The following is a 19,120-nucleotide window of genomic DNA, read 5'->3' as shown; positions in this document are numbered from 1 at the left end:
CTCCAGAAATAGATTAATTACAACAACATAGGGAGTTGTTGTGCTATTCCCGGAAAATGCATAATCGCAAATGCACCCTCAAACCGCTGGGTGATATGACTCTGGGCGGAGGGAACCGCATGCTGGCGGGTATGATGGGTACCAATAACAGCAGCAATAAGCCCAGAGAGAAAATGGCTAATTCGAACAGAACGGGAGGTGATGCCAGCAGGGATTTGGCACTTAATTCACAAGGGGTTGGGGCGTCGTTTGCATCGGCAACAACCTGTGATGATGATGGCAAAAGCAAACTTTTTTCCAACGCGTGCAAGCTGGCAATGCGTTGCGTCATACAAACCAGTATGACCAGGCAAGCCAGACAGAGGAACCACTTTGCGGCGCGTTGTCGTTTAAACATTATCCCTATTTAACCCTATCCGCACTCAACGATATTCATGATCAACCTTGCATCGAATAAATTATCCTTGGCATTGTTAACTCAATGCTATTCAAGGTTGAGCGCCCATCTTAGCGGCATAATTTAGATTATCAATCTTTGAACCTAAACAATCAGCCAAAGTGACATTTCATTACAAAGGCATATGGGTCGCCCACATGGTATTATACCAGCAACCTGCGTTTACCCGCGGATCACCGATGAATCTTCCACACTATCGCCTCCACTGCGAAGGACAGGTTATATGCAACCTTTGAACAGCCCAGGTGCCTCCATTACCAATGGCAGTAATATTGCACCGACCAAATTGCCCTCTGCGGGCCAAGTGGAAGAGCGGGCGCTGACCCCGGCACAGCGCACCACGTTGGAAAAGCTAATAGTGCGGATCATGGCACTTAGCCCGATAAAATCTGCCGAAATTTGGGCGGGGTTGCGCCATGATTTATCCCTTAGCAGCACCAGTGATTTACTGGCTCGCCACTTCCAACCAGCCGAGCAGTTACTGCAAACTCGCTTGTCTCAGGCTCAGGAAAACCATGCCAATCACCAGCTACGCCAACAGCTTACCGAGTTGTTGCCCCAAGGCAATAACCGCCAGGCGGTGAGCGATTTTATCCGTCAGCAGTTTGGTCATACAGTGTTAAGTCAATTAAGCCATGCTGAGTTGCAACAGGTGTTGGTATTACTGCAATCCGGTACGCTGAATATTCCCCAGCCCCAGTTAACAACGATAACTGACAGGCCATTGTTACCTGCCGAACATCAGCATATTCAATCGTTGGTGGCTAAACTCAGTGCAGCAACCGGCGAGCAACCCGCCAAAATTTGGCAAGCACTCTTTGATATGGTGGGAGTGAAAAGCAATGACCCGCTGCCCGCGCGCCATTTCCAAATACTCAGCCAGTTTTTGCAGGTCAAAGTGGCCCTCAGCCAGCAAACCGCACCGACACTGATTAACCTGCAAACGGCGCTGAAACAGCCCGCCGATGCGCAGGAACAGCAGCTATTGATTGATTATAGTCAGAATCGTTTCCAGGCCAGCCCAACCACACCGCTAACGCAAGCGCAGTTAAACGACATCATTAATGTCTTGTTTGCCGCCCGATTAGACCGGGCGAGTGCCGCCCAGCACTTAGCCGAAGATCAAAAAACCATTCAACCGTTGATTAACCCGCTGATTGTCGCCCTGCCACAGTCATTACAAACTTTGTTGCAAAAGCCATCACTGGCCTTTATCGCGCTGATTATTGTGATGGCTTTTTTACTGGCTATTTTTCTCTAAGCGCATTGAGTCACTTATTGGCATAGATTTACTCTCTGAGCCAATAAAGTGGCTATCCTTCTTTCAGAACGCTAATAACAGCCAGCCGACCAATGCACTCCAGAATAAGAATGGCAGTGAATATGCATGGAATTTTAGCCAGATGGCCGGTTCACCCGCCATTCTCAGCGCGATTAAATTGGCCATAGACCCCAAAGCGAAGCCAAAGCCGCCAATATTAACTGCATAAGCCACCAGCGCACTGGAAGGCAGATAATTAAGTAATAAAATGGTCGCCGGAACATTACTGATAACTTGAGATAACCCGATACCCAATATATAAGCCGCAGCCGCAGATAAGGTTTTGATTTCACCGAAAAGCGACTGTAAGCCGGGTAATTCAGTCAATAAGCGCACATCAATAAACATCGCCATAAAGACCACGATCAAGCTCCAGTCTATTGCCAGTAAAACGCGCCGCGCCAGTAATAATAACCCGGTAAAAACAACCAATAACCCATACTCCGCCCAGCCTAAATCAACACAAATAATAAAAATCACATACAGCGCCAGGCAACTGAGCAATAAACGAGACTGGTAAGGATAAACCGGGCTGGTAGCGTGTTTGTTAATTTTACGCGCAGGGAAACGCCACCAGGTCACTGCCAGCAGGGTCAACAAAATTGTTGCTGCCAGCGGCGCCATTTGGAGTGTAAAACCAATAAATGACAGCTCGGAACGGCTCCATAATAAAATATTCTGTGGATTGCCGATCGGCGTTAATAGCGAGCCTGCATTCACCGCCAGTGCAGAGAAGATAATCAGGCGGGAAACCGGTAAATAAGATATTTTCTTTAGCGTTAAAATCAGTGGAACAATGATAAACAGTGCCACATCATTGGTCAGAAAAGAGGACAACACTGCGGCCGACAAGACTAAAAACAGCGCCAGATGCCGCTCCGTCTGTAATGTATTAATAATCTTCCGACCGATAAAATCGAAGTAACCACTCACCTCGACGCCTTTCGTCAGTAGCATTAATCCCAATAAAGTGACAATGGTGGTCCAGTCAATAAACTGTGGGAAGGCCGAAATCTTTGTGGGCATCAATGCGGTCAGGCCGATACCTAAAACCAATAGAATATGTAGCAAGCGGTCTTGCAAAAAAGGCCTAAAAACAGTTTTTACCGCGTGTTGGGTGGTCGTGAATAGTGTCATCAGAAGGTCTACAAATAGCAGGGGCTGACAAAGAAGGCCACGTTAGCGCAGCCCGTCGTTTTATGCCAGCACCTATTCTCTGCGTACAGCCAAATTTATGGCTGCTACAGATTTGTTACAACAGACGTGATAAACAGAGGGAAAGTCACCGCGCCATTTTAAACAGAAATCATTTCCTGGCGGGCATATCCGGAATAATTAAATCCCCACGTAATGCGTATGAACCCAACACGCTTTTGGTTTTCTCATTAAGCCATGCCACTATTTTCGCTGCCATCGCATCCATAGAATATTCAATTGCAGGAATGGTCGGCACTCCCGGATAATGTAAAGATCCGGCCAGGCTAAATACCATAATGTCATCAGGAACAGATTTATTAAACGCCTGGAGCTGTGGAATAACGCTTTGAGCTTCCCGCTCATCAGCCACCAGCAAGGCATTAAAATTAAGTGTCGCACTGCTATTAAGTAGCACTTGTAACGCAACCGATGATGAGGCGGAATCCATAAAAATCAGGTCACGATTGAAGGGTAAAAAGTTATTTTCCAATGCTCGCTTATAACCTAACAGCACTTCGTCCACATATCCGCTGGTATCCGGATTTATTAAGGCAATTTTTCTTCTGCCCTGTTTTATTAGATAATTACAGGCGGTTTCTGCGGCAAAAGCGTGATCAAAATGGATACTATTCGTGGCATCGACATCCATACAATCGACCAGAATAATACTGTCATCCGCGAGGTTAAGCGGGAAACGGGCACCAATGATCAGTACGTCATCACACAAACCACAGGTCAACTCATCCAGTGCCTGCATAACTTCAGCTTTGTTATTGGCAAAACGCAACAGCAAATGCTTTTGATGCTGACTCAGATGTTTTTCAAGCGCATACAAATAACCGGTGGTTTGGTTTATATTTTCCTGCGCACAGATAACACCAATACAGCCTGTTGACTGACTTAATAATGATTGCGCGATAACATTTGGCCGATAATTAAGTTCATCGACCGCTTTTAATACGGCCAGGCGGCTGGCTTCCTTAACGCCACGTGAACCACTCAACACCCGTGAGACTGTGGCTTTAGAAACCCCAGCTAAACGCGATACATCGTTGATTGTAGACATGATTCTCTCCTCGGCAGGCTTTAGTCCTTACCTGTCATTCCTAAATACGACTCTGGCCCAACTGGTACTACTTCCTGAGTATAATCGTTTCCATTTGCCATGGAAACCGAATTTCCATCACGTTTCAAAATAGTTATCCAAACCTCAAAGCTGTGATAGCCATCAAATAAATAATCCCTTTATACACTGGACTTTGATGGCTATCACAGTTCCACTCACTTTGGATGGAAAACGGTTTCCGCATGATATCCAATCATTCTCGAAACAACCGCATTACCTAATTGGAAAACGGTTTCCATATAGTGTCAAAATCGTTTTTCATCCCGTTTTTATATTTTGAGGATGGTTGTAGATGTTCAAGATTATGTTGTGTTGTTCTGCCGGGATGTCCACCAGCATGTTGGTCAAGAAAATGCGGGTCGTTGCCGATGAAAGAGGAATTCCTGTTGAGATTGATGCTTTTGGCGTATCTGAATTTGATACTCAGTTTCCGCGCTATCAGGTCGTTCTACTCGGGCCGCAAGTGAAATACATGTTAGGTATGCTCTCAGAAAAGGCTGCTGTTCACGGCATTCCCGTTCAGCCCATTGATATGATGGATTACGGAATGCAGCGTGGCGATAAAGTCCTGGACTATGCACTGTCGCTCATTAACGCGACCCACTAAGAAGGTGTTCATATGAGTTCTCTCTACCAATCGATGGTTGCTGTTATTGAACAATCCATCACTCCGTTAGCCGGACGTCTTGGACAGCAAAAATATGTTATTGCTATCCGTGATGGCTTTACCGCAGCACTGCCTTTCATGATCATCGGCTCATTTATGCTGGTGTTTATTTTCCCTCCCTTTTCTGCCGATACCACAATAGGATTCGCGCGGGCGTGGCTGGACTTTTCTCAGACCTACCGTGCACAGCTCATGCTGCCATTCAATCTGAGTATGGGGGTCATGACATTTTTCATTTCGGTGGGAGTAGGTGCCAGTCTGGGTCGACAGTTTAATCTCGATCCGGTCATGACAGGCTTACTGGCATTTATGGCCTTTTTGTTAGTCGCCGCGCCTTTCGCCGACGGCAAAATCTCGACTCAGTACCTGTCTGGTCAAGGGATCTTCACAGCACTGATTACCGCAATTTATTCCACCCGCGTTTATGCCGCGTTGAAGCAACACAATATTACTATTCGCTTGCCGAAAGAGGTGCCAACCGGTGTTGCGCGCTCTTTTGAAATCCTGATCCCGGTTCTGGTCATTATTGCCACCCTGCATCCACTCAATCTATTCATTGAATCGCAGACTGGCATGATCATCCCAGAAGCGATCATGCATTTACTGGCTCCATTAGTTTCTGCATCAGATTCATTGCCAGCAATGTTACTGTCAGTATTGTTGTGCCAGATTTTCTGGTTCTCCGGTATTCACGGTTCACTGATTGTTACCGGCATCATGAGCCCATTCTGGATGACCAATCTGGCGGCAAACCAGGCCGCATTGGCCGTCGGCGCAACCTTACCGCATATCTATCTGCAAGGTTTTTGGGATCACTACTTACTGATTGGTGGCGTAGGTTCCACATTGCCACTGGCTTTTCTGCTGTTACGCAGCAAAGTCACTCATTTACGTACCATTGGCAAGTTGGGCGTAGTACCAAGCTTCTTCAATATAAATGAGCCTATTTTGTTCGGTGCTCCCATCATTATGAACCCAATAATGTTCATACCTTTCATTTGCGTACCCATGATCAACGCCGTGCTGGCCTACACTGCAACCAAACTGGGGTGGCTGGCTCAAGTGGTTTCCCTGACGCCATGGACAACACCGGCTCCGATTGGTGCATCCTGGGCGGCAAACTGGGCCTTTAGCCCTGTCGTGATGTGTTTGATATGTATGATGGTTTCTGCCCTGATCTATCTGCCATTCCTGCGTGCTTATGAGCGCTCACTAGTCAAAACTGAAGGGGAAAAAGTCTCAGGCAACGCACCATCACTTTCAGATACCGTTCGCAGCAACTGATAAAGAGAGCAGATTAATGAAATACCAATTTCCAGATAACTTCTGGTGGGGCAGTGCCAGTTCTGCACTGCAAACTGAAGGAGAAAGCTTGCGCGGAGGCAAAAGCCCCACAACTTGGGATGCCTGGTACGCCAGCCAACCATCGCGCTTTCACCAACAGATTGGCCCGAATGATACCTCTACATTCTATCGCCATTGGAAACAGGATATTGCTTTACTTAAGCAACTGAATCACAACAGCTTTCGCACATCATTGAGTTGGGCGCGGTTAATCCCCAATGGCGTTGGGGAAGTGAATCCTGAGGCAGTGACTTTTTATAACAATGTGATAGACGAACTTCTGGCCCAAGGTATTACGCCCTTTATTACCCTGTTCCACTTTGATATGCCGATGGCGATGCAAGAAATTGGCGGTTGGGAAAACCGTGAAGTGATTGATGCCTGGAAGCACTACGCCGAAGTGTGTTTTGAACTGTTCGGCGACCGGGTTAAGCATTGGTTTACCTTCAATGAGCCAATTGTTCCTGTTGAAGGTGGCTATCTATATGACTTCCATTATCCCAATGTGGTGGATTTCAGACGTGCGGCAACCGTGGCATATCACACGGTGCTGGCACATGCGACAGCAGTTAAAGCTTATCGCGCTGGTTCATATGAGGGGGAAATCGGTATCGTGCTGAACCTGACCCCTTCATACCCACGCTCGCAGAACCCTGCTGATCTGAAAGCGGCTGAATATGCAGATCTCTTGTTTAACCGCAGCTTCCTTGATCCAGCTTTGCTCGGTGAGTATCCGCAGGAACTCATTGATTTACTGTGTGATTACGACCAGATGCCAGTACGCCTGCAAGGGGATAAAGCCCTAATTGCTGAGAGCAGAATCGATCTGCTGGGTATTAATTACTATCAACCACGGCGCGTAAAATGCCGTGACAGTGCGGTAAATCCACAAGCACCTTTTATGCCGGAATGGCTGTTTGATGCCTACGAAATGCCCGGCCGTAAAATGAACCCTTACCGTGGCTGGGAGATTTATGAACCCGGAATTTACGATATTTTGACCAATTTACGGCTTAATTATGGTAACCCTCGCTGCTTTATTTCTGAAAATGGTATGGGGGTCGAAAATGAAGAGCGATTTATCCAAGACGGAAAAATTAACGATCAGTATCGCATAGACTTTATTTCCGACCATTTGAAATGGCTACATAAAGGAATCAGTGAAGGTTGTAATTGCCTTGGCTACCATATGTGGACATTTATCGATAACTGGTCCTGGTGCAATGGTTATAAAAACCGTTATGGCTTTATTCAATTAGATTTATCCAGCCAGAAACGAACAATTAAAAAAAGCGGGGAATGGTTTACGGCTACCGCAGCAAATAATGGTTTTGATTAATTTAGGAATATATCATGATTGAATTAGAAGAAGCAGTGATGGAAATTATTGTTAATGCTGGGCAATCACGTAGCCTGTGCTTTGAAGCATTACAAGCTGCACGCAAAGGCGACATTGATAAAGCCAAAAGTTTGCTACAGGAAGCTGATGGCTTTGCCCGTCAGGCGCACCATATGCAAACCAAGCTGATTGAACAAGATGCAGGAGAGGCCAGACAGCCGATGACGCTTATTATGGTGCACGCACAAGACCATTTAATGACTTCTTTATTGGCTCGTGAATTATCAGAAGAAATTATTCATCTTTATCAGCGTTAAGTTTTAAATATATTATCCATTTAATACGGAGAGACTATTACGCCTAAAATTTAAATAAAACTTATTCTAATGAAATTAGATACCTTACTTTGGTGATAGCACTATTATCCTGTTAAATTCGGGCGGGATAATATCGCCTACTATAATAAAATACTAAATTGAGATAGCGATGAAAATATATAAACAACTTCCATTAGCAATGGCGGTTATCGCCGCGCTTTGCCCTATTTCTGTACTGGCAAAAGAAGCAGTTACCACGATTACCACTGAACAACTTAATAAAATAGTGGCCGACGCAGTAGAAAAAGCACTGGCAGAACGTAAGGAAAAAATAGAAACCGCGACTATTCAAAAACCAAGTGTAGATATCGTAGAGAAAGCCTCTATTCCGCCAAGCCCGGATATGGCTATCCCTTACGGCCTAAAATTCAATGCTTATGCGCGTTATGGTGCACAGTTCCAGGCGGGTGACCAAAAATACGTGGGTGTTGATGGCTCCTATAATGGCTCTTCAGCGATTGGTCGTTTGGGTAATGAAGGCAACGGTGGGGAATTCCAACTTTCTAAAGCCTTTAAAGGCGACAATGGCGCTATATGGGATGTGGTGGTCATGCTTGACCATTGGGGTGACGAAGTTAACCTGAAAAAAGCGTACGCCGGGGTGACTAACTTATTTGAATCTCAGCCAAATGCCTATTTGTGGGCCGGACGCGATTTCCATCAGCGCCCACAACAAGGTATTAACGACTACTTCTGGATGACTCACGATGGACAAGGTGCCGGGATAAAAAATCTGGATCTCGGTGTTGTTCAACTTGATGCCGCGGCTGTTGGTGCGGTGCAATCCTGTAATCCTGAAGTTGTCGCAGACCAATCAAATCCATCGCGCATTACCTGTACCGGTGGTTCAGGAACCGGCGATAACGGCCATTATGCGCTAACATCAAAACTGCATGGTGTGAAGTTGGGGCCAATCAATTTTGAGCTGTATACCAACTATGGTTTTGACTCTAAGGCAATTGAGAGTGAGGAAAAACTAAAAGCCTGGCAGACCGCCGTGGTGCTTAGCCATACCGGCGAAAATATCGAAAATAAATGGGTCACCCGTTATTCAGATAATTCCGACAACAGCGTTTATAACAAAACCGCTGACCTTCGTACCATTTATACCAGTGTTGAGGGTACCTATAAGTTCACACCACAAACTTCTGTGACCTACCTCGCCGCATTCCATGATTATGATAGAAGCAACCATAGTGAGGATAATCGTCGTAACTATGGTGTCATTATTCGCCCGATGCATTTCTGGAATGACGTCCATTCGACCTGGCTTGAAGCTGGTTATCAGCGGGTAGATTATGACACCGGCGGCGATAACAAAGGCTGGAAACTGACTCTTTCTCAGAATATTTCTATCGCAATGGGCGCAGACTTCAGACCAATGCTGCGCTTCTATGTCACCGGTGGTGAAGTCGATAACAAACATACTGCCACCACGACCGACACCGAAGATACACGTCTTGACTCTTTCAACGTCGGAGCGATGTGGGAAGCCTGGTTCTAGTCCCTATTCAGGATAGCCGCTACGGCGGTTATCCTGAGGCAACACTGCATTGATAATTATATAATTAATAAAAATCCCATCTCGTCATCATTACCTCATATTGTCTTACAGTATATCTGCCGTTATCTTGGTATTTATGTGGAGTCGGACTTTCGCCTGCCATAGACAACGGATAGGAATAATAATGATGAAGGTTTTGGGCCTTATTGGCGGTATGAGTTGGGAATCAACTATTCCCTATTACCGGATGATCAATCAACAGGTGAAAGAACAATTAGGCGGATTACACAGCGCCAAGATCATTCTCTTCAGTGTGGATTTCCATGAAATTGAGCAGTTACAGGCCAACGGTGATTGGCAGACTGCGGGCCAGGTGCTATCCGATGCCGCGCTGTCCTTAAAACGTGCCGGGGCCGAGGTTATAGTGGTATGCACCAACACCATGCACAAAGTGGCAGATGATATTGAAACCGCCAGTGGATTACCTTTATTACATATTGCCGACGCTACTGCTGTGCAAATAAAGCAACAAGGGATCAATAAGATCGGTTTACTCGGCACCCGCTATACCATGGAGCAAGATTTCTACCGTGGCCGTTTAACTGAAAAACACCATATTGACGTGATTACGCCAAACAATGCAGACCGCGAAATCATCAATCGCATTATTTATGAAGAGCTATGTCTTGGCATTATCAGTGAAACGTCACGTCAGGAGTATCGCCGTATCATCGGCCATTTAGAGGAGCAAGGCGCACAAGGGATTATCTTTGGTTGTACTGAAATTACCCTATTGGTTAATGCACAAGATGCCACTGTGCCGGTGTTTGATACCACGGCGATACATGCTAAAGCTGCGGCTCAATATGCACTTCAGCAATAATAATACCTAAAACCAACGGCATCGCGGGCCAAGGATATCAACCACTAATAATATTCTTGCCTGCTGCCTTTGAATAATAGAGCATTTTATCTGCGCGAATGAGCAATTGCTCCTGCGATTCGTTTTGTTCCAACTCAACCACGCCCAGACTCATTGTGACATGAATATTGCCATCCACCGGCATGATCTCAACCAGTTTTCTGATTTTCTCAGCGATGCTTTTGGCCTCAGTTAATTGCGTATTAGGCAAGACAATCATAAATTCATCGCCACCCCAACGGCCTAAAACGTCAATCTCTCTAATGTTATTCCTAATAACATCAACAATATGTGTCAAGGTTAAGTCGCCCACCAAATGGCCGTATTTGTCATTAATAGATTTAAAATTATCTAAATCCAATGAAAGTAATGATAGCGGCTGGCAAAAACGCTTAGCGCGATTATATTCATGCTTGAGAACTTTCTCTAACAAATAACGATTTGCAGCAGAGGTTAATACATCCGTTTCTGAAAGAATTTTTTTAATATCTAATTGCTGTTGAAGCTGAAAATTACTTTCACGTAACTCAGTAGTTCGTTCTTCGACTAATGCTTCCAGGGTTTTATTTTTTAATTCCAATTTTTCAAGACGATTTTTTCTGTCATGGATATTCCGGTGAGCACCTATCATTCTGGATACTGTGCCATCAGAATTACGCTCAATCACCTTGCCGCGATCCTCAATCCAGATATAGTCACCATCATGGGTTCGGCAGCGGTATTCAATCTGATATCTTTCAGCTTGTTGATTTATATACGCATCAAACTGAAACATAACCCTTTCAAAATCATCTGGATGGATAATTTTCTCCCAGGTATGTACTGTATTCTCAAAAGCATGGGCCGGATATCCCAGCATTTCATACCAGCCAGAATTACGGTAAACAAATCCATTGTTGGCATTCCAGTCCCAGATACCATCACTTATCACTTCGAGAATTTCATGAACAACGCGCTCGTTTAAATCGGCAATCTTAAGTTTCTGATCACTTTGATTATGGTTCATTTAACTACCCTGCTGTGTTGGTAAATTAAAAGGCACAACTAAATTTGTTTAATTATTGTTCTAATATTGTGAATTAAGGTTTTTGAGCAGGCAAGGGTTTTTTAACTCTAAATTTGACTTTAAAAGAATATAAATGCATTAAAAACAGATAAGATTTACCTTAATACTTTAGTATTCAATCACCTACTTTTTACAATGTTATCTGTATAGGATTTTTAGTATAAGATATTTTTATGAATAACGTGTGATCCGCCAGCCTTCTTTTAGAAAAAATAGCAGATTTAACAAAAAAATATATTTACGTGGTAATGAGATTATTTGGGAAGCGGTGTTTATTTTATAGCGAATAAAAAAGCCTGCGATCGCTCGCAGGCCTAATTATTAACGATCATGTAGCAGAAATATCTGCGATTGATCTTATTTCTGGTATTTACGCATAACCAGGGTAGCATTGGTGCCACCGAAACCGAAGCTGTTAGACATTACAGTGTTCAGCTCACGTTTGGTTGGCTCAGTGACGATATTCATCCCCGCAGCCTGCTCATCCAGATTTTCAATATTGATACTTGGGGCAATAAAGCCGTGTTCAACCATCAATAAGCTATAGATAGCTTCGTGCACACCAGCGGCACCCAAAGAGTGACCGGACATGGCTTTGGTTGAGGAGATAGCCGGCGTGTTATTACCAAACACTTCGCGGATTGCACCCAACTCTTTTACATCACCCACCGGAGTAGAAGTGCCGTGTACGTTCATGTAGTCAATGGGTGTATCAACGCCTTCCATTGCCATCTTCATGCAACGTACTGCGCCTTCACCCGATGGGGCCACCATATCCGCGCCATCTGACGTTGCGCCATAACCCACTATCTCAGCATAGATATGTGCACCACGCGCCAGAGCATGTTCCAACTCTTCAACAACAACCATACCGCCGCCGCCAGCAATGACGAAGCCATCACGGTCTTTATCATAGGTACGGGATGCTTTCGCCGGAGTTTCATTGTATTTAGTAGACAATGCGCCCATAGCGTCGAACTCGCAGGACATTTCCCAGCACAGTTCTTCACCGCCACCGGCAAACACCACATCTTGTTTGCCCAGTTGGATCAGTTCCAACGCATGGCCAATACAGTGGGCTGAGGTCGCACAAGCGGAACTGATAGAATAGTTTACGCCTTTGATTTTAAAGGGTGTTGCCAGACACGCGGAAACACCGGATGCCATGGCTTTAGTCACCATATAAGGGCCTACGCCACGCAAACCTTTCGCGCGCATGCCATCAGAACCGGCAACCTGGTTACGTGGTGAGCCGCCACCAGAGCCGACAACCAGCCCACTGCGGAAATTAGAGACTTGTTCTTCCGTCAGACCAGAATCTTCAATGGCCTGTTTCATGGAAAGATAAGCATAAACAGAGGCGTCGCTCATAAAGCGCAGCACTTTACGGTCGATATTTTCTGTAATAGTCTCAGGTGAGAGCTTTACGTCTCCCCACACATGGCTGCGCATGCCTGCGTCTTTAAATTCCTGAGAGAAAGTAATGCCAGAGCGGCCTTCCTGTAAAGATGCCAGAACTTCCTGCTGGTTATTACCAATGCTGGATACAATACCCAAGCCAGTAATGACTGCACGCTTCATTCAATACCTCTTCCACTTATTTTGCATTCGGGATTTTGCAACGCACTTTAGCGTACAGTTGTACGCCGAACAAGTCCGATCAGCGTAATATACTCAGATAATTTTACGATTTGCACGTGGCGTGTCACATAGTTAGAATCGCCCTACCCCTTGAGATATGAGTCTTTCAACGTGAGCCACCCCCCAATCCAAACGGCAACATTAAGCTGGAATGAACAGGGTACACCTGTATCGGAACAGTTTGATGACATCTATTTTTCTAATGAAGATGGATTAGAAGAGACTCATTACGTTTTTCTCAAGGGAAATGGCTTTCCCGATCGCTTTGCACAGCACCCGCGTGATAACTGTATTTTTGCCGAAACAGGTTTTGGTACTGGCTTGAATTTCCTGACATTATGGCGTGACTTCGCTCAATTTCGCCAGCATTATCCTGCGGCTAAACTGCAACGTTTGCACTATATTAGTTTCGAAAAATACCCACTTCAGATCGCTGATTTAGCCGCCGCCCATCAGCGCTGGCCAGAACTGGCTTCTTTTGCCGAGCAACTGCGCGCCCAGTGGCCGTTGCCGCTGGCCGGATGCCACCGCATTTTACTGGCTGAGGGGGCTATCACGCTGGACTTGTGGTTTGGTGATGTGAATACCCTGTTGCCCCAGTTGGATTCCAGCTTGAATAATCAAGTGGACGCGTGGTTCCTTGATGGTTTTGCACCGGCTAAAAACCCTGATATGTGGAATGACGCGCTGTTTAATGCCATGGCACGGATGGCCAGGCCCGGCGGCACATTCGCCACATTTACGGCGGCCGGATTTGTGCGCCGTGGCTTGCAACAGGCAGGGTTTGATGTCGCTAAAATAAAAGGGTTTGGGCAGAAACGTGAGATGCTGACCGGCACACTGCCACAACGCCTTAATACCCAATCTGAACCTTGGTATCACCGGCCATCGGCCACCCGCTGTGATGATATTGCCATTATCGGCGGAGGAATTGTCAGCGCCTTAACTGCACTAGCGTTGCTGCGCCGTGGCGCCAAAGTGACACTTTATTGTGCCGACGCACAACCCGCCCAAGGTGCCTCAGGTAACCGGCAAGGCGCACTCTACCCGCTGCTTAATGGCAAAAATGATGCACTGGAAATATTTTTCACCAGTGCTTTTACCTTTGCCCGCCGCCAATATTCTCAATTACTTGAGCAAGGTATCCGCTTTGATCATCAGTGGTGCGGTGTCAGCCAGTTGGCCTTTGATGCTAAAAGCCGTGGCAAGATTGATAAAATGCTGCAAACCGATTGGCCGGCATCACTGGCCGCAGCAATGAGTCGCGAGCAACTTAGTGCGCTGGCTGGGTTAGATTGCGCTCACGATGGTATCCACTACCCCGCCGGCGGTTGGCTGTGTCCATCAGACCTCACCACAGCACTCATGGCGCTGGCGCAACAAAATGGTATGACCTGCAACTATGAGCATGAACTGCATCAGCTTGAGCGGATTGACGGGCTATGGCAGCTCATATTTAAGCAGCGGGAACACAGACAACATGCCACTGTGGTACTGGCCACCGGCCACCGCTTACCCGAATGGGAGCAAACACGGCATCTGCCGCTGTCGGCTGTGCGCGGACAAGTTTCACACATTCCCACCACGCCGGTACTCAGCCAGTTGCGGCAAGTGTTGTGCTATGACGGTTACCTGACACCAGTGAACCCCGCCAATCAACACCACTGTATTGGTGCCAGTTATCAGCGCGGTGATGTTACGACTGATTTTCGTGTCGACGAACAGCAAGAAAATCGAGATCGCCTGTTACGTTGCCTGCCGAATGTCAGTTGGCCGCAACAGGTAGATATCAGTGATAATGAGGCGCGCTGTGGCGTGCGTTGCGCTATTCGTGACCATTTGCCGATGGTGGGCGCAGTACCGGATTACAGTGCCACACTGGCGCAATACCAGGATTTGCCGCGTAAAATTCAGCATGGCGAAAACATTCCCCTCGCGCCGGTGTGGCCAGAGCTATTTATGGTGGGTGCTTTGGGGTCACGCGGTTTGTGCAGCGCACCATTGGTGGCAGAGATTCTGGCCGCACAAATGTTTGGCGAACCGCAGCCATTAGATGCAACCACGCTAGCGGCACTGAATCCTAATCGATTCTGGATCCGAAAATTACTGAAAGGCAGGCCGGTACAACAGCGTACTTCAACTGTCTCTGGATAAGTATTATTGAAGTTGCTGCATGTCCAAAGACTGACGGGGTGACTGCACCGATGGGCGCTCCGACGGCTTACGCCGTTACGACCCATTCGGCACATTTCCCCGTCCTGGCTAGCTTATTTGCTGCCTGAGTTGAGGGCTATTAAGTAAAATATTTAGTGTGGCAACTGGGCGTTTTCTAATAAACGATCCCACAACCCCAGTACCAAAACCTGATCCGGTGGGGAAAGCTCACCGGCTTTAATGGCTTTATCCAGGCTGGTTTGCACCCGAGCGTGTAGTTGCTCAGCGGTGTGCTCACCAAAGGCTTCAGATTCAGCCACAGCCAATGTCAAATGACCGCGCAGGTAACCGCCAGCAAATAAATCATCATCACTGGCGTGCTCTACCATGTCATCAATCTGCGCCAGGATGTGCGTTTCAAACTCTGCGATCATTGTTTCCTCAATATATTCATTTTTATATCCAAAAATAATGGATTTTCAGTCAGACAGAAAACTAAGCTAAATCTTCCGGGTAAGGGAAAAGTTCTGCTGACAGCAGCGGCGTATTGTAAAACGATTGTAGCGCCTGAATAAAGCCCGCAGGTCGTGGGGATATTCCGTTTTCCAGATGCCACAATACCTGTTCGCGCACTTTTCGTTGAAATGTGATGCGGTCTGGCTCGCAATCACCTTCCAGATTGTCGCAACTGACATTGAACGGGAAGCCGGCTGCTACGCAAAACATCCATTCCAGTGCCTGTGGCTTGATTTCGACTGCTTCAAACTGACTTTGTGTTAATGCATCGCGCCCATCGGGGCAGTACCAATAGCCAAAATCGACTAATTTGCGGCGCTCTTCCCCGGCAATACACCAATGGGAGATTTCGTGCATACCGCTAGCGTAATAACCATGGGCGAAAATCACCCGATGATAAGAAAACTGTTCATCGGCGGGCAGATAGATGGGTTCATCATCGCCTTTTACCAATTGGGTATTATATTCATCACTAAAACAGCGATTAAAAATATCGATTAATTGTTGATAATCATGAGTCATGCTTGGGTCCGTAAAAACACCATACTCGTCATACTTCAAGCTGCATGTGCGTTGGCTGCTTTCGTTACTCGGCCCGTCCATGGGCCTCGCCTCTACGAGGCCGCTGCAAGCAGCGTTCAAATCTGCTCCCGGCAGATTTGTCACCCGAATCACTTACCTGAGTAAGCTCATCGGGATTTACTCAATTGCCGCCTTCCTGCAACTCGAATTATTTAGAGTATAAAATATGAATTAAATTAGGCGAAAACGTGTAATCCTAGCCAGGTGGCCATCTCGGCACCGTGGCTGTCATACAGTAGCTTGCAGCTCATGACGAATGACACCACGACAATCATTGGGCGAATCAATTTCTGCCCCTTGGTCAATACCATGTGTGCCCCCAGGCGTGCGCCCAGGACTTGCCCCACCAGCATCACCAAGCCGATACTCCACACCACTTTGCCGCCGACAATAAAGAAAATCAGGCTACCCAGATTGGAAGTGAAATTGAGCACCTTGGCGTGAGCGGTGGATTTCGCCAGATTAAAGCCACACAAGGTCACAAAGGCCAGGGCATAGAAAGAACCGGCTCCGGGGCCAAAGAAACCATCATAAAAACCCACACCACCGCCAGCGATTAGGGCAAATGGCACTGCCGACAGGCGGCGTTGTTGATCAACCTCACCGAGCTTGGGTGTCACCAGAAAATAGACCCCAATACCTATTACCAACAGTGGCAAAATTTGCCGCAGAATATCGGCCCGCATATGCTGAACTAAAATAGCGCCCAGAATTGATCCCACCACAGTGAGAGCAATGGTAAGCCGTTGTTCTTTCAGATTAACCGCTCCACGGCGGATAAAATAAAGGCTAGCGGAGAATGAACCGCCAACAGATTGCAGCTTGTTGGTCGCCAACACCTGCGCCGGAGGTAACCCCACCGCCAGTAGTGCCGGAACGGTTAGTAACCCGCCGCCACCGGCAATGGAATCAATAAATCCGGCTAATAAAGCGACTAAAAATAATATCCCTAAAACCGCAGGGCCCAAGGTAAACCAATCCATGATTTATTCCGCAGCAAAATGGTTATCCAACAAAGCCTGACAGGACGGTGGCAATGGTGGTGGTAAGGTTTTACCCGGTTTAGCACTTGGTTGATGAGGCTGGAACCAACTTTCCAATTCTGCACCACAGCCATCACCCGGTGGTGGCGTATCTTGATCCAGACATTCCAGACTATCGGCCGGGCAACGCAAACGCACATGCATATGGGCGCGATGCCCAAACCACGGGCGCACCTTATGCAGCCAGGTGCGATCCGCACCGGCATCTAAACAAAGCTGCTTTTTAATCGCCGGATTGACGAAAATACGTGTCACTTCATTATCATTGGCTGCCAGTTTAATCAGGCTTTCAACTTGCGGCTGCCACAGTGCTGGCACCACGCGTTTACCATCAGTGGCAACCAAATCAATGGGTTGTGGTTTTAATAATTGCTGCTGGCTCCAACGCTGCTTCGGCAGTTGCAGCCAAATATCCACATCCAGGCCAGATTGATGGCTGGCATGACCGCTGCTAAAACGCCCACCGGCAGGCATCGCCATATCACCAATCAACACGGTACCAAGTTGATTTTTCTGGGCTTTATCACTCAGGCGATGGATAAAGTTCAGCAGATCCGGATGACCAAAATAGCGACGCTGATCCGGGCGCATCACTTGATAATCGGCTGACTCAAGTGGCAACGGCAACGCGCCGATAACGCAGCCATTGGCAAAACCACCAATTGCCTGCGGCGATCCTGCTACCGGGTGAGTAATCTGTTGCCATGGCGTCGCTGCCATAACCGGGCTGATGGCAATCAATACCAATAAGCCCGCTATCCATTTTTTCATTGTGCTTACCAGCGCGGAACGTCTGAAACCACATCGCCACACTGTGCACGCTGGCGCAGTAGGTGATCCATTAACACAATAGCCATCATCGCTTCGGCAATCGGCACGGCGCGGATGCCGACGCAAGGGTCATGACGACCACGAGTAATCATCTCCACCGCTTCGCCCTGCCGGTTAATAGTTTGCCCCGGAACCGTAATACTGGAAGTGGGTTTCAACGCGATATGTGCCACCACTGGCTGCCCGCTGCTGATGCCACCTAAGATGCCGCCAGCATGGTTACTTTGGAAACCTTGTGGCGTAATTTCATCGCGGTTTTCGCTACCACGTTTGGTCACTACCGCAAAACCATCACCAATTTCCACCCCTTTCACCGCATTGATACTCATCAGCGCATGGGCTAAATCAGCATCTAAACGATCAAATACGGGCTCACCCAAACCAACAGGCACATGTTCAGCCACCACGGTAATTTTGGCACCAATAGAGTCACCGGCCTTTTTCAGCTCGCGCATCAGGGCATCCAGTGATTCCAATTTGCTGGCATCCGGGCAGAAGAAAGGATTTTGTTCAACTTGATCCCAGTCAACCACGTCACAACTGATATCACCGATTTGTGCCAAATAACCGCGCACCTGCACGCCAAATTTCTGCGCCAGATATTTTTTCGCAATAGCACCGGCAGCAACACGCATCGCCGTTTCACGGGCAGAAGAGCGGCCACCGCCACGATAATCACGCACCCCGTATTTCTGCTCATAGGTGTAGTCGGCATGGCCTGGGCGGAACACATCTTTAATTGCGCTGTAATCTTGCGAACGTTGGTCGGTATTTTCAATCATCAAGCCGATACTGGTACCGGTGGTGACCCCCTCAAATACGCCAGACAGAATGCGCACTTGATCCGGTTCTCGGCGTTGAGTGGTGTAGCGCGAGGTACCTGGCCGACGTCGGTCGAGATCCAACTGAATATCAGCCTCGGTGATAGGAATGCCCGGTGGAACACCGTCGATAATACATCCCAAGGCGATGCCGTGAGATTCACCAAAAGTGGTGACGCGGAAAAACTGCCCTATACTGTTCCCAGCCATCA

The 19,120-nt window shown here is 47.2% G+C and carries 18 protein-coding genes; 8 read left to right on the top strand and 10 right to left on the bottom strand.

What is annotated here, in order from left to right; all coding sequences use genetic code 11:
* Positions 1 to 43: 43 nt before the first annotated feature.
* Positions 44 to 397, bottom strand: a complete 354-nt coding sequence (locus HU019_RS06105; RefSeq protein ID WP_174846908.1) for a copper resistance protein — start codon at positions 395 to 397, stop codon at positions 44 to 46.
* A gap of 283 nt (positions 398 to 680) precedes the next feature.
* Here HU019_RS06105 and flk point away from each other — a divergent pair, with 283 nt between their 5' ends.
* Positions 681 to 1,718 carry a flagella biosynthesis regulator Flk gene (flk, locus tag HU019_RS06100; protein WP_174846907.1) on the top strand — a complete coding sequence of 346 codons (1,038 nt, stop codon included), beginning with the start codon at positions 681 to 683 and terminating at the stop codon, positions 1,716 to 1,718.
* Between the two features lie 63 nt (positions 1,719 to 1,781).
* Here flk and HU019_RS06095 read toward each other — a convergent pair whose 3' ends face one another.
* Together HU019_RS06095 and HU019_RS06090 are read right to left on the bottom strand one after the other, a co-directional pair.
* On the bottom strand, positions 1,782 to 2,915 hold the full coding sequence (locus HU019_RS06095) for an SLC13 family permease (protein ID WP_174846906.1): 1,134 nt from the start codon (positions 2,913 to 2,915) through the stop codon (positions 1,782 to 1,784).
* 169 nt (positions 2,916 to 3,084) lie between these two features.
* The gene (locus HU019_RS06090) at positions 3,085 to 4,041 is read right to left on the bottom strand and encodes a LacI family DNA-binding transcriptional regulator (RefSeq protein ID WP_174846905.1); all 957 of its coding nucleotides are present in this window, start codon (positions 4,039 to 4,041) and stop codon (positions 3,085 to 3,087) included.
* 352 nt (positions 4,042 to 4,393) lie between these two features.
* Here HU019_RS06090 and HU019_RS06085 point away from each other — a divergent pair, with 352 nt between their 5' ends.
* The 6 genes from HU019_RS06085 (at position 4,394) to HU019_RS06060 (ending at position 10,215) form a co-directional block, all read left to right on the top strand.
* Complete coding sequence (locus HU019_RS06085; protein WP_050078370.1) at positions 4,394 to 4,708, top strand: PTS sugar transporter subunit IIB; 315 nt, start codon at positions 4,394 to 4,396, stop codon at positions 4,706 to 4,708.
* Between the two features lie 12 nt (positions 4,709 to 4,720).
* Positions 4,721 to 6,052 (top strand): PTS cellobiose transporter subunit IIC, encoded by a 1,332-nt coding sequence (locus HU019_RS06080; RefSeq protein ID WP_005171888.1) that lies wholly within the window; start codon positions 4,721 to 4,723, stop codon positions 6,050 to 6,052.
* A gap of 16 nt (positions 6,053 to 6,068) precedes the next feature.
* On the top strand, positions 6,069 to 7,451 hold the full coding sequence (locus HU019_RS06075; protein ID WP_174846904.1) for a glycoside hydrolase family 1 protein: 1,383 nt from the start codon (positions 6,069 to 6,071) through the stop codon (positions 7,449 to 7,451).
* A 14-nt stretch (positions 7,452 to 7,465) separates the two neighbouring features.
* On the top strand, positions 7,466 to 7,768 hold the full coding sequence (locus HU019_RS06070) for a PTS lactose/cellobiose transporter subunit IIA (protein WP_005171894.1): 303 nt from the start codon (positions 7,466 to 7,468) through the stop codon (positions 7,766 to 7,768).
* Positions 7,769 to 7,937: 169 nt separating this feature from the next.
* Positions 7,938 to 9,332 carry a carbohydrate porin gene (locus HU019_RS06065; protein WP_174846903.1) on the top strand — a complete coding sequence of 465 codons (1,395 nt, stop codon included), beginning with the start codon at positions 7,938 to 7,940 and terminating at the stop codon, positions 9,330 to 9,332.
* Positions 9,333 to 9,519: 187 nt separating this feature from the next.
* Positions 9,520 to 10,215 (top strand): aspartate/glutamate racemase family protein, encoded by a 696-nt coding sequence (locus HU019_RS06060; protein ID WP_174847130.1) that lies wholly within the window; start codon positions 9,520 to 9,522, stop codon positions 10,213 to 10,215.
* A 37-nt stretch (positions 10,216 to 10,252) separates the two neighbouring features.
* Here HU019_RS06060 and HU019_RS06055 read toward each other — a convergent pair whose 3' ends face one another.
* Both HU019_RS06055 and fabB read right to left on the bottom strand, forming a co-directional pair.
* Positions 10,253 to 11,260, bottom strand: a complete 1,008-nt coding sequence (locus tag HU019_RS06055) for a sensor domain-containing diguanylate cyclase (RefSeq protein WP_174846902.1) — start codon at positions 11,258 to 11,260, stop codon at positions 10,253 to 10,255.
* 417 nt (positions 11,261 to 11,677) lie between these two features.
* Positions 11,678 to 12,901, bottom strand: coding sequence for a beta-ketoacyl-ACP synthase I (fabB, locus tag HU019_RS06050; RefSeq protein ID WP_174846901.1), 1,224 nt, complete (start codon positions 12,899 to 12,901; stop codon positions 11,678 to 11,680).
* A 171-nt stretch (positions 12,902 to 13,072) separates the two neighbouring features.
* Between fabB and mnmC the strand changes: the two genes are divergently transcribed.
* Entirely contained in the window at positions 13,073 to 15,115 is a 2,043-nt protein-coding gene (mnmC, locus tag HU019_RS06045; RefSeq protein ID WP_174846900.1) for a bifunctional tRNA (5-methylaminomethyl-2-thiouridine)(34)-methyltransferase MnmC2/FAD-dependent 5-carboxymethylaminomethyl-2-thiouridine(34) oxidoreductase MnmC1, read from the top strand.
* Positions 15,116 to 15,267: 152 nt separating this feature from the next.
* Here mnmC and HU019_RS06040 read toward each other — a convergent pair whose 3' ends face one another.
* The 5 genes from HU019_RS06040 to aroC all read right to left on the bottom strand — a co-directional run bounded on the left by HU019_RS06040 (position 15,268) and on the right by aroC (position 19,118).
* A complete protein-coding gene (locus HU019_RS06040) occupies positions 15,268 to 15,549 on the bottom strand; it encodes a YfcL family protein (RefSeq protein WP_174846899.1) in 282 nt (93 codons plus the stop codon).
* Between the two features lie 61 nt (positions 15,550 to 15,610).
* On the bottom strand, positions 15,611 to 16,153 hold the full coding sequence (locus HU019_RS06035; protein ID WP_174847129.1) for an elongation factor P hydroxylase: 543 nt from the start codon (positions 16,151 to 16,153) through the stop codon (positions 15,611 to 15,613).
* A gap of 236 nt (positions 16,154 to 16,389) precedes the next feature.
* The gene (locus HU019_RS06030; protein ID WP_174849996.1) at positions 16,390 to 17,196 is read right to left on the bottom strand and encodes a sulfite exporter TauE/SafE family protein; all 807 of its coding nucleotides are present in this window, start codon (positions 17,194 to 17,196) and stop codon (positions 16,390 to 16,392) included.
* 3 nt (positions 17,197 to 17,199) lie between these two features.
* Positions 17,200 to 18,027 carry a penicillin-insensitive murein endopeptidase gene (gene mepA / locus HU019_RS06025; protein ID WP_174849995.1) on the bottom strand — a complete coding sequence of 276 codons (828 nt, stop codon included), beginning with the start codon at positions 18,025 to 18,027 and terminating at the stop codon, positions 17,200 to 17,202.
* A 5-nt stretch (positions 18,028 to 18,032) separates the two neighbouring features.
* Positions 18,033 to 19,118, bottom strand: coding sequence for a chorismate synthase (aroC, locus tag HU019_RS06020; RefSeq protein WP_005158591.1), 1,086 nt, complete (start codon positions 19,116 to 19,118; stop codon positions 18,033 to 18,035).
* Positions 19,119 to 19,120 lie beyond the last annotated feature (2 nt).

Origin of the sequence: Yersinia artesiana, from assembly GCF_902726545.1 — a bacterium.
GTDB classification, from domain to species: Bacteria; Pseudomonadota; Gammaproteobacteria; order Enterobacterales; family Enterobacteriaceae; genus Yersinia; species Yersinia artesiana.
This window is presented reverse-complemented; position numbering and strand designations above follow the sequence as displayed.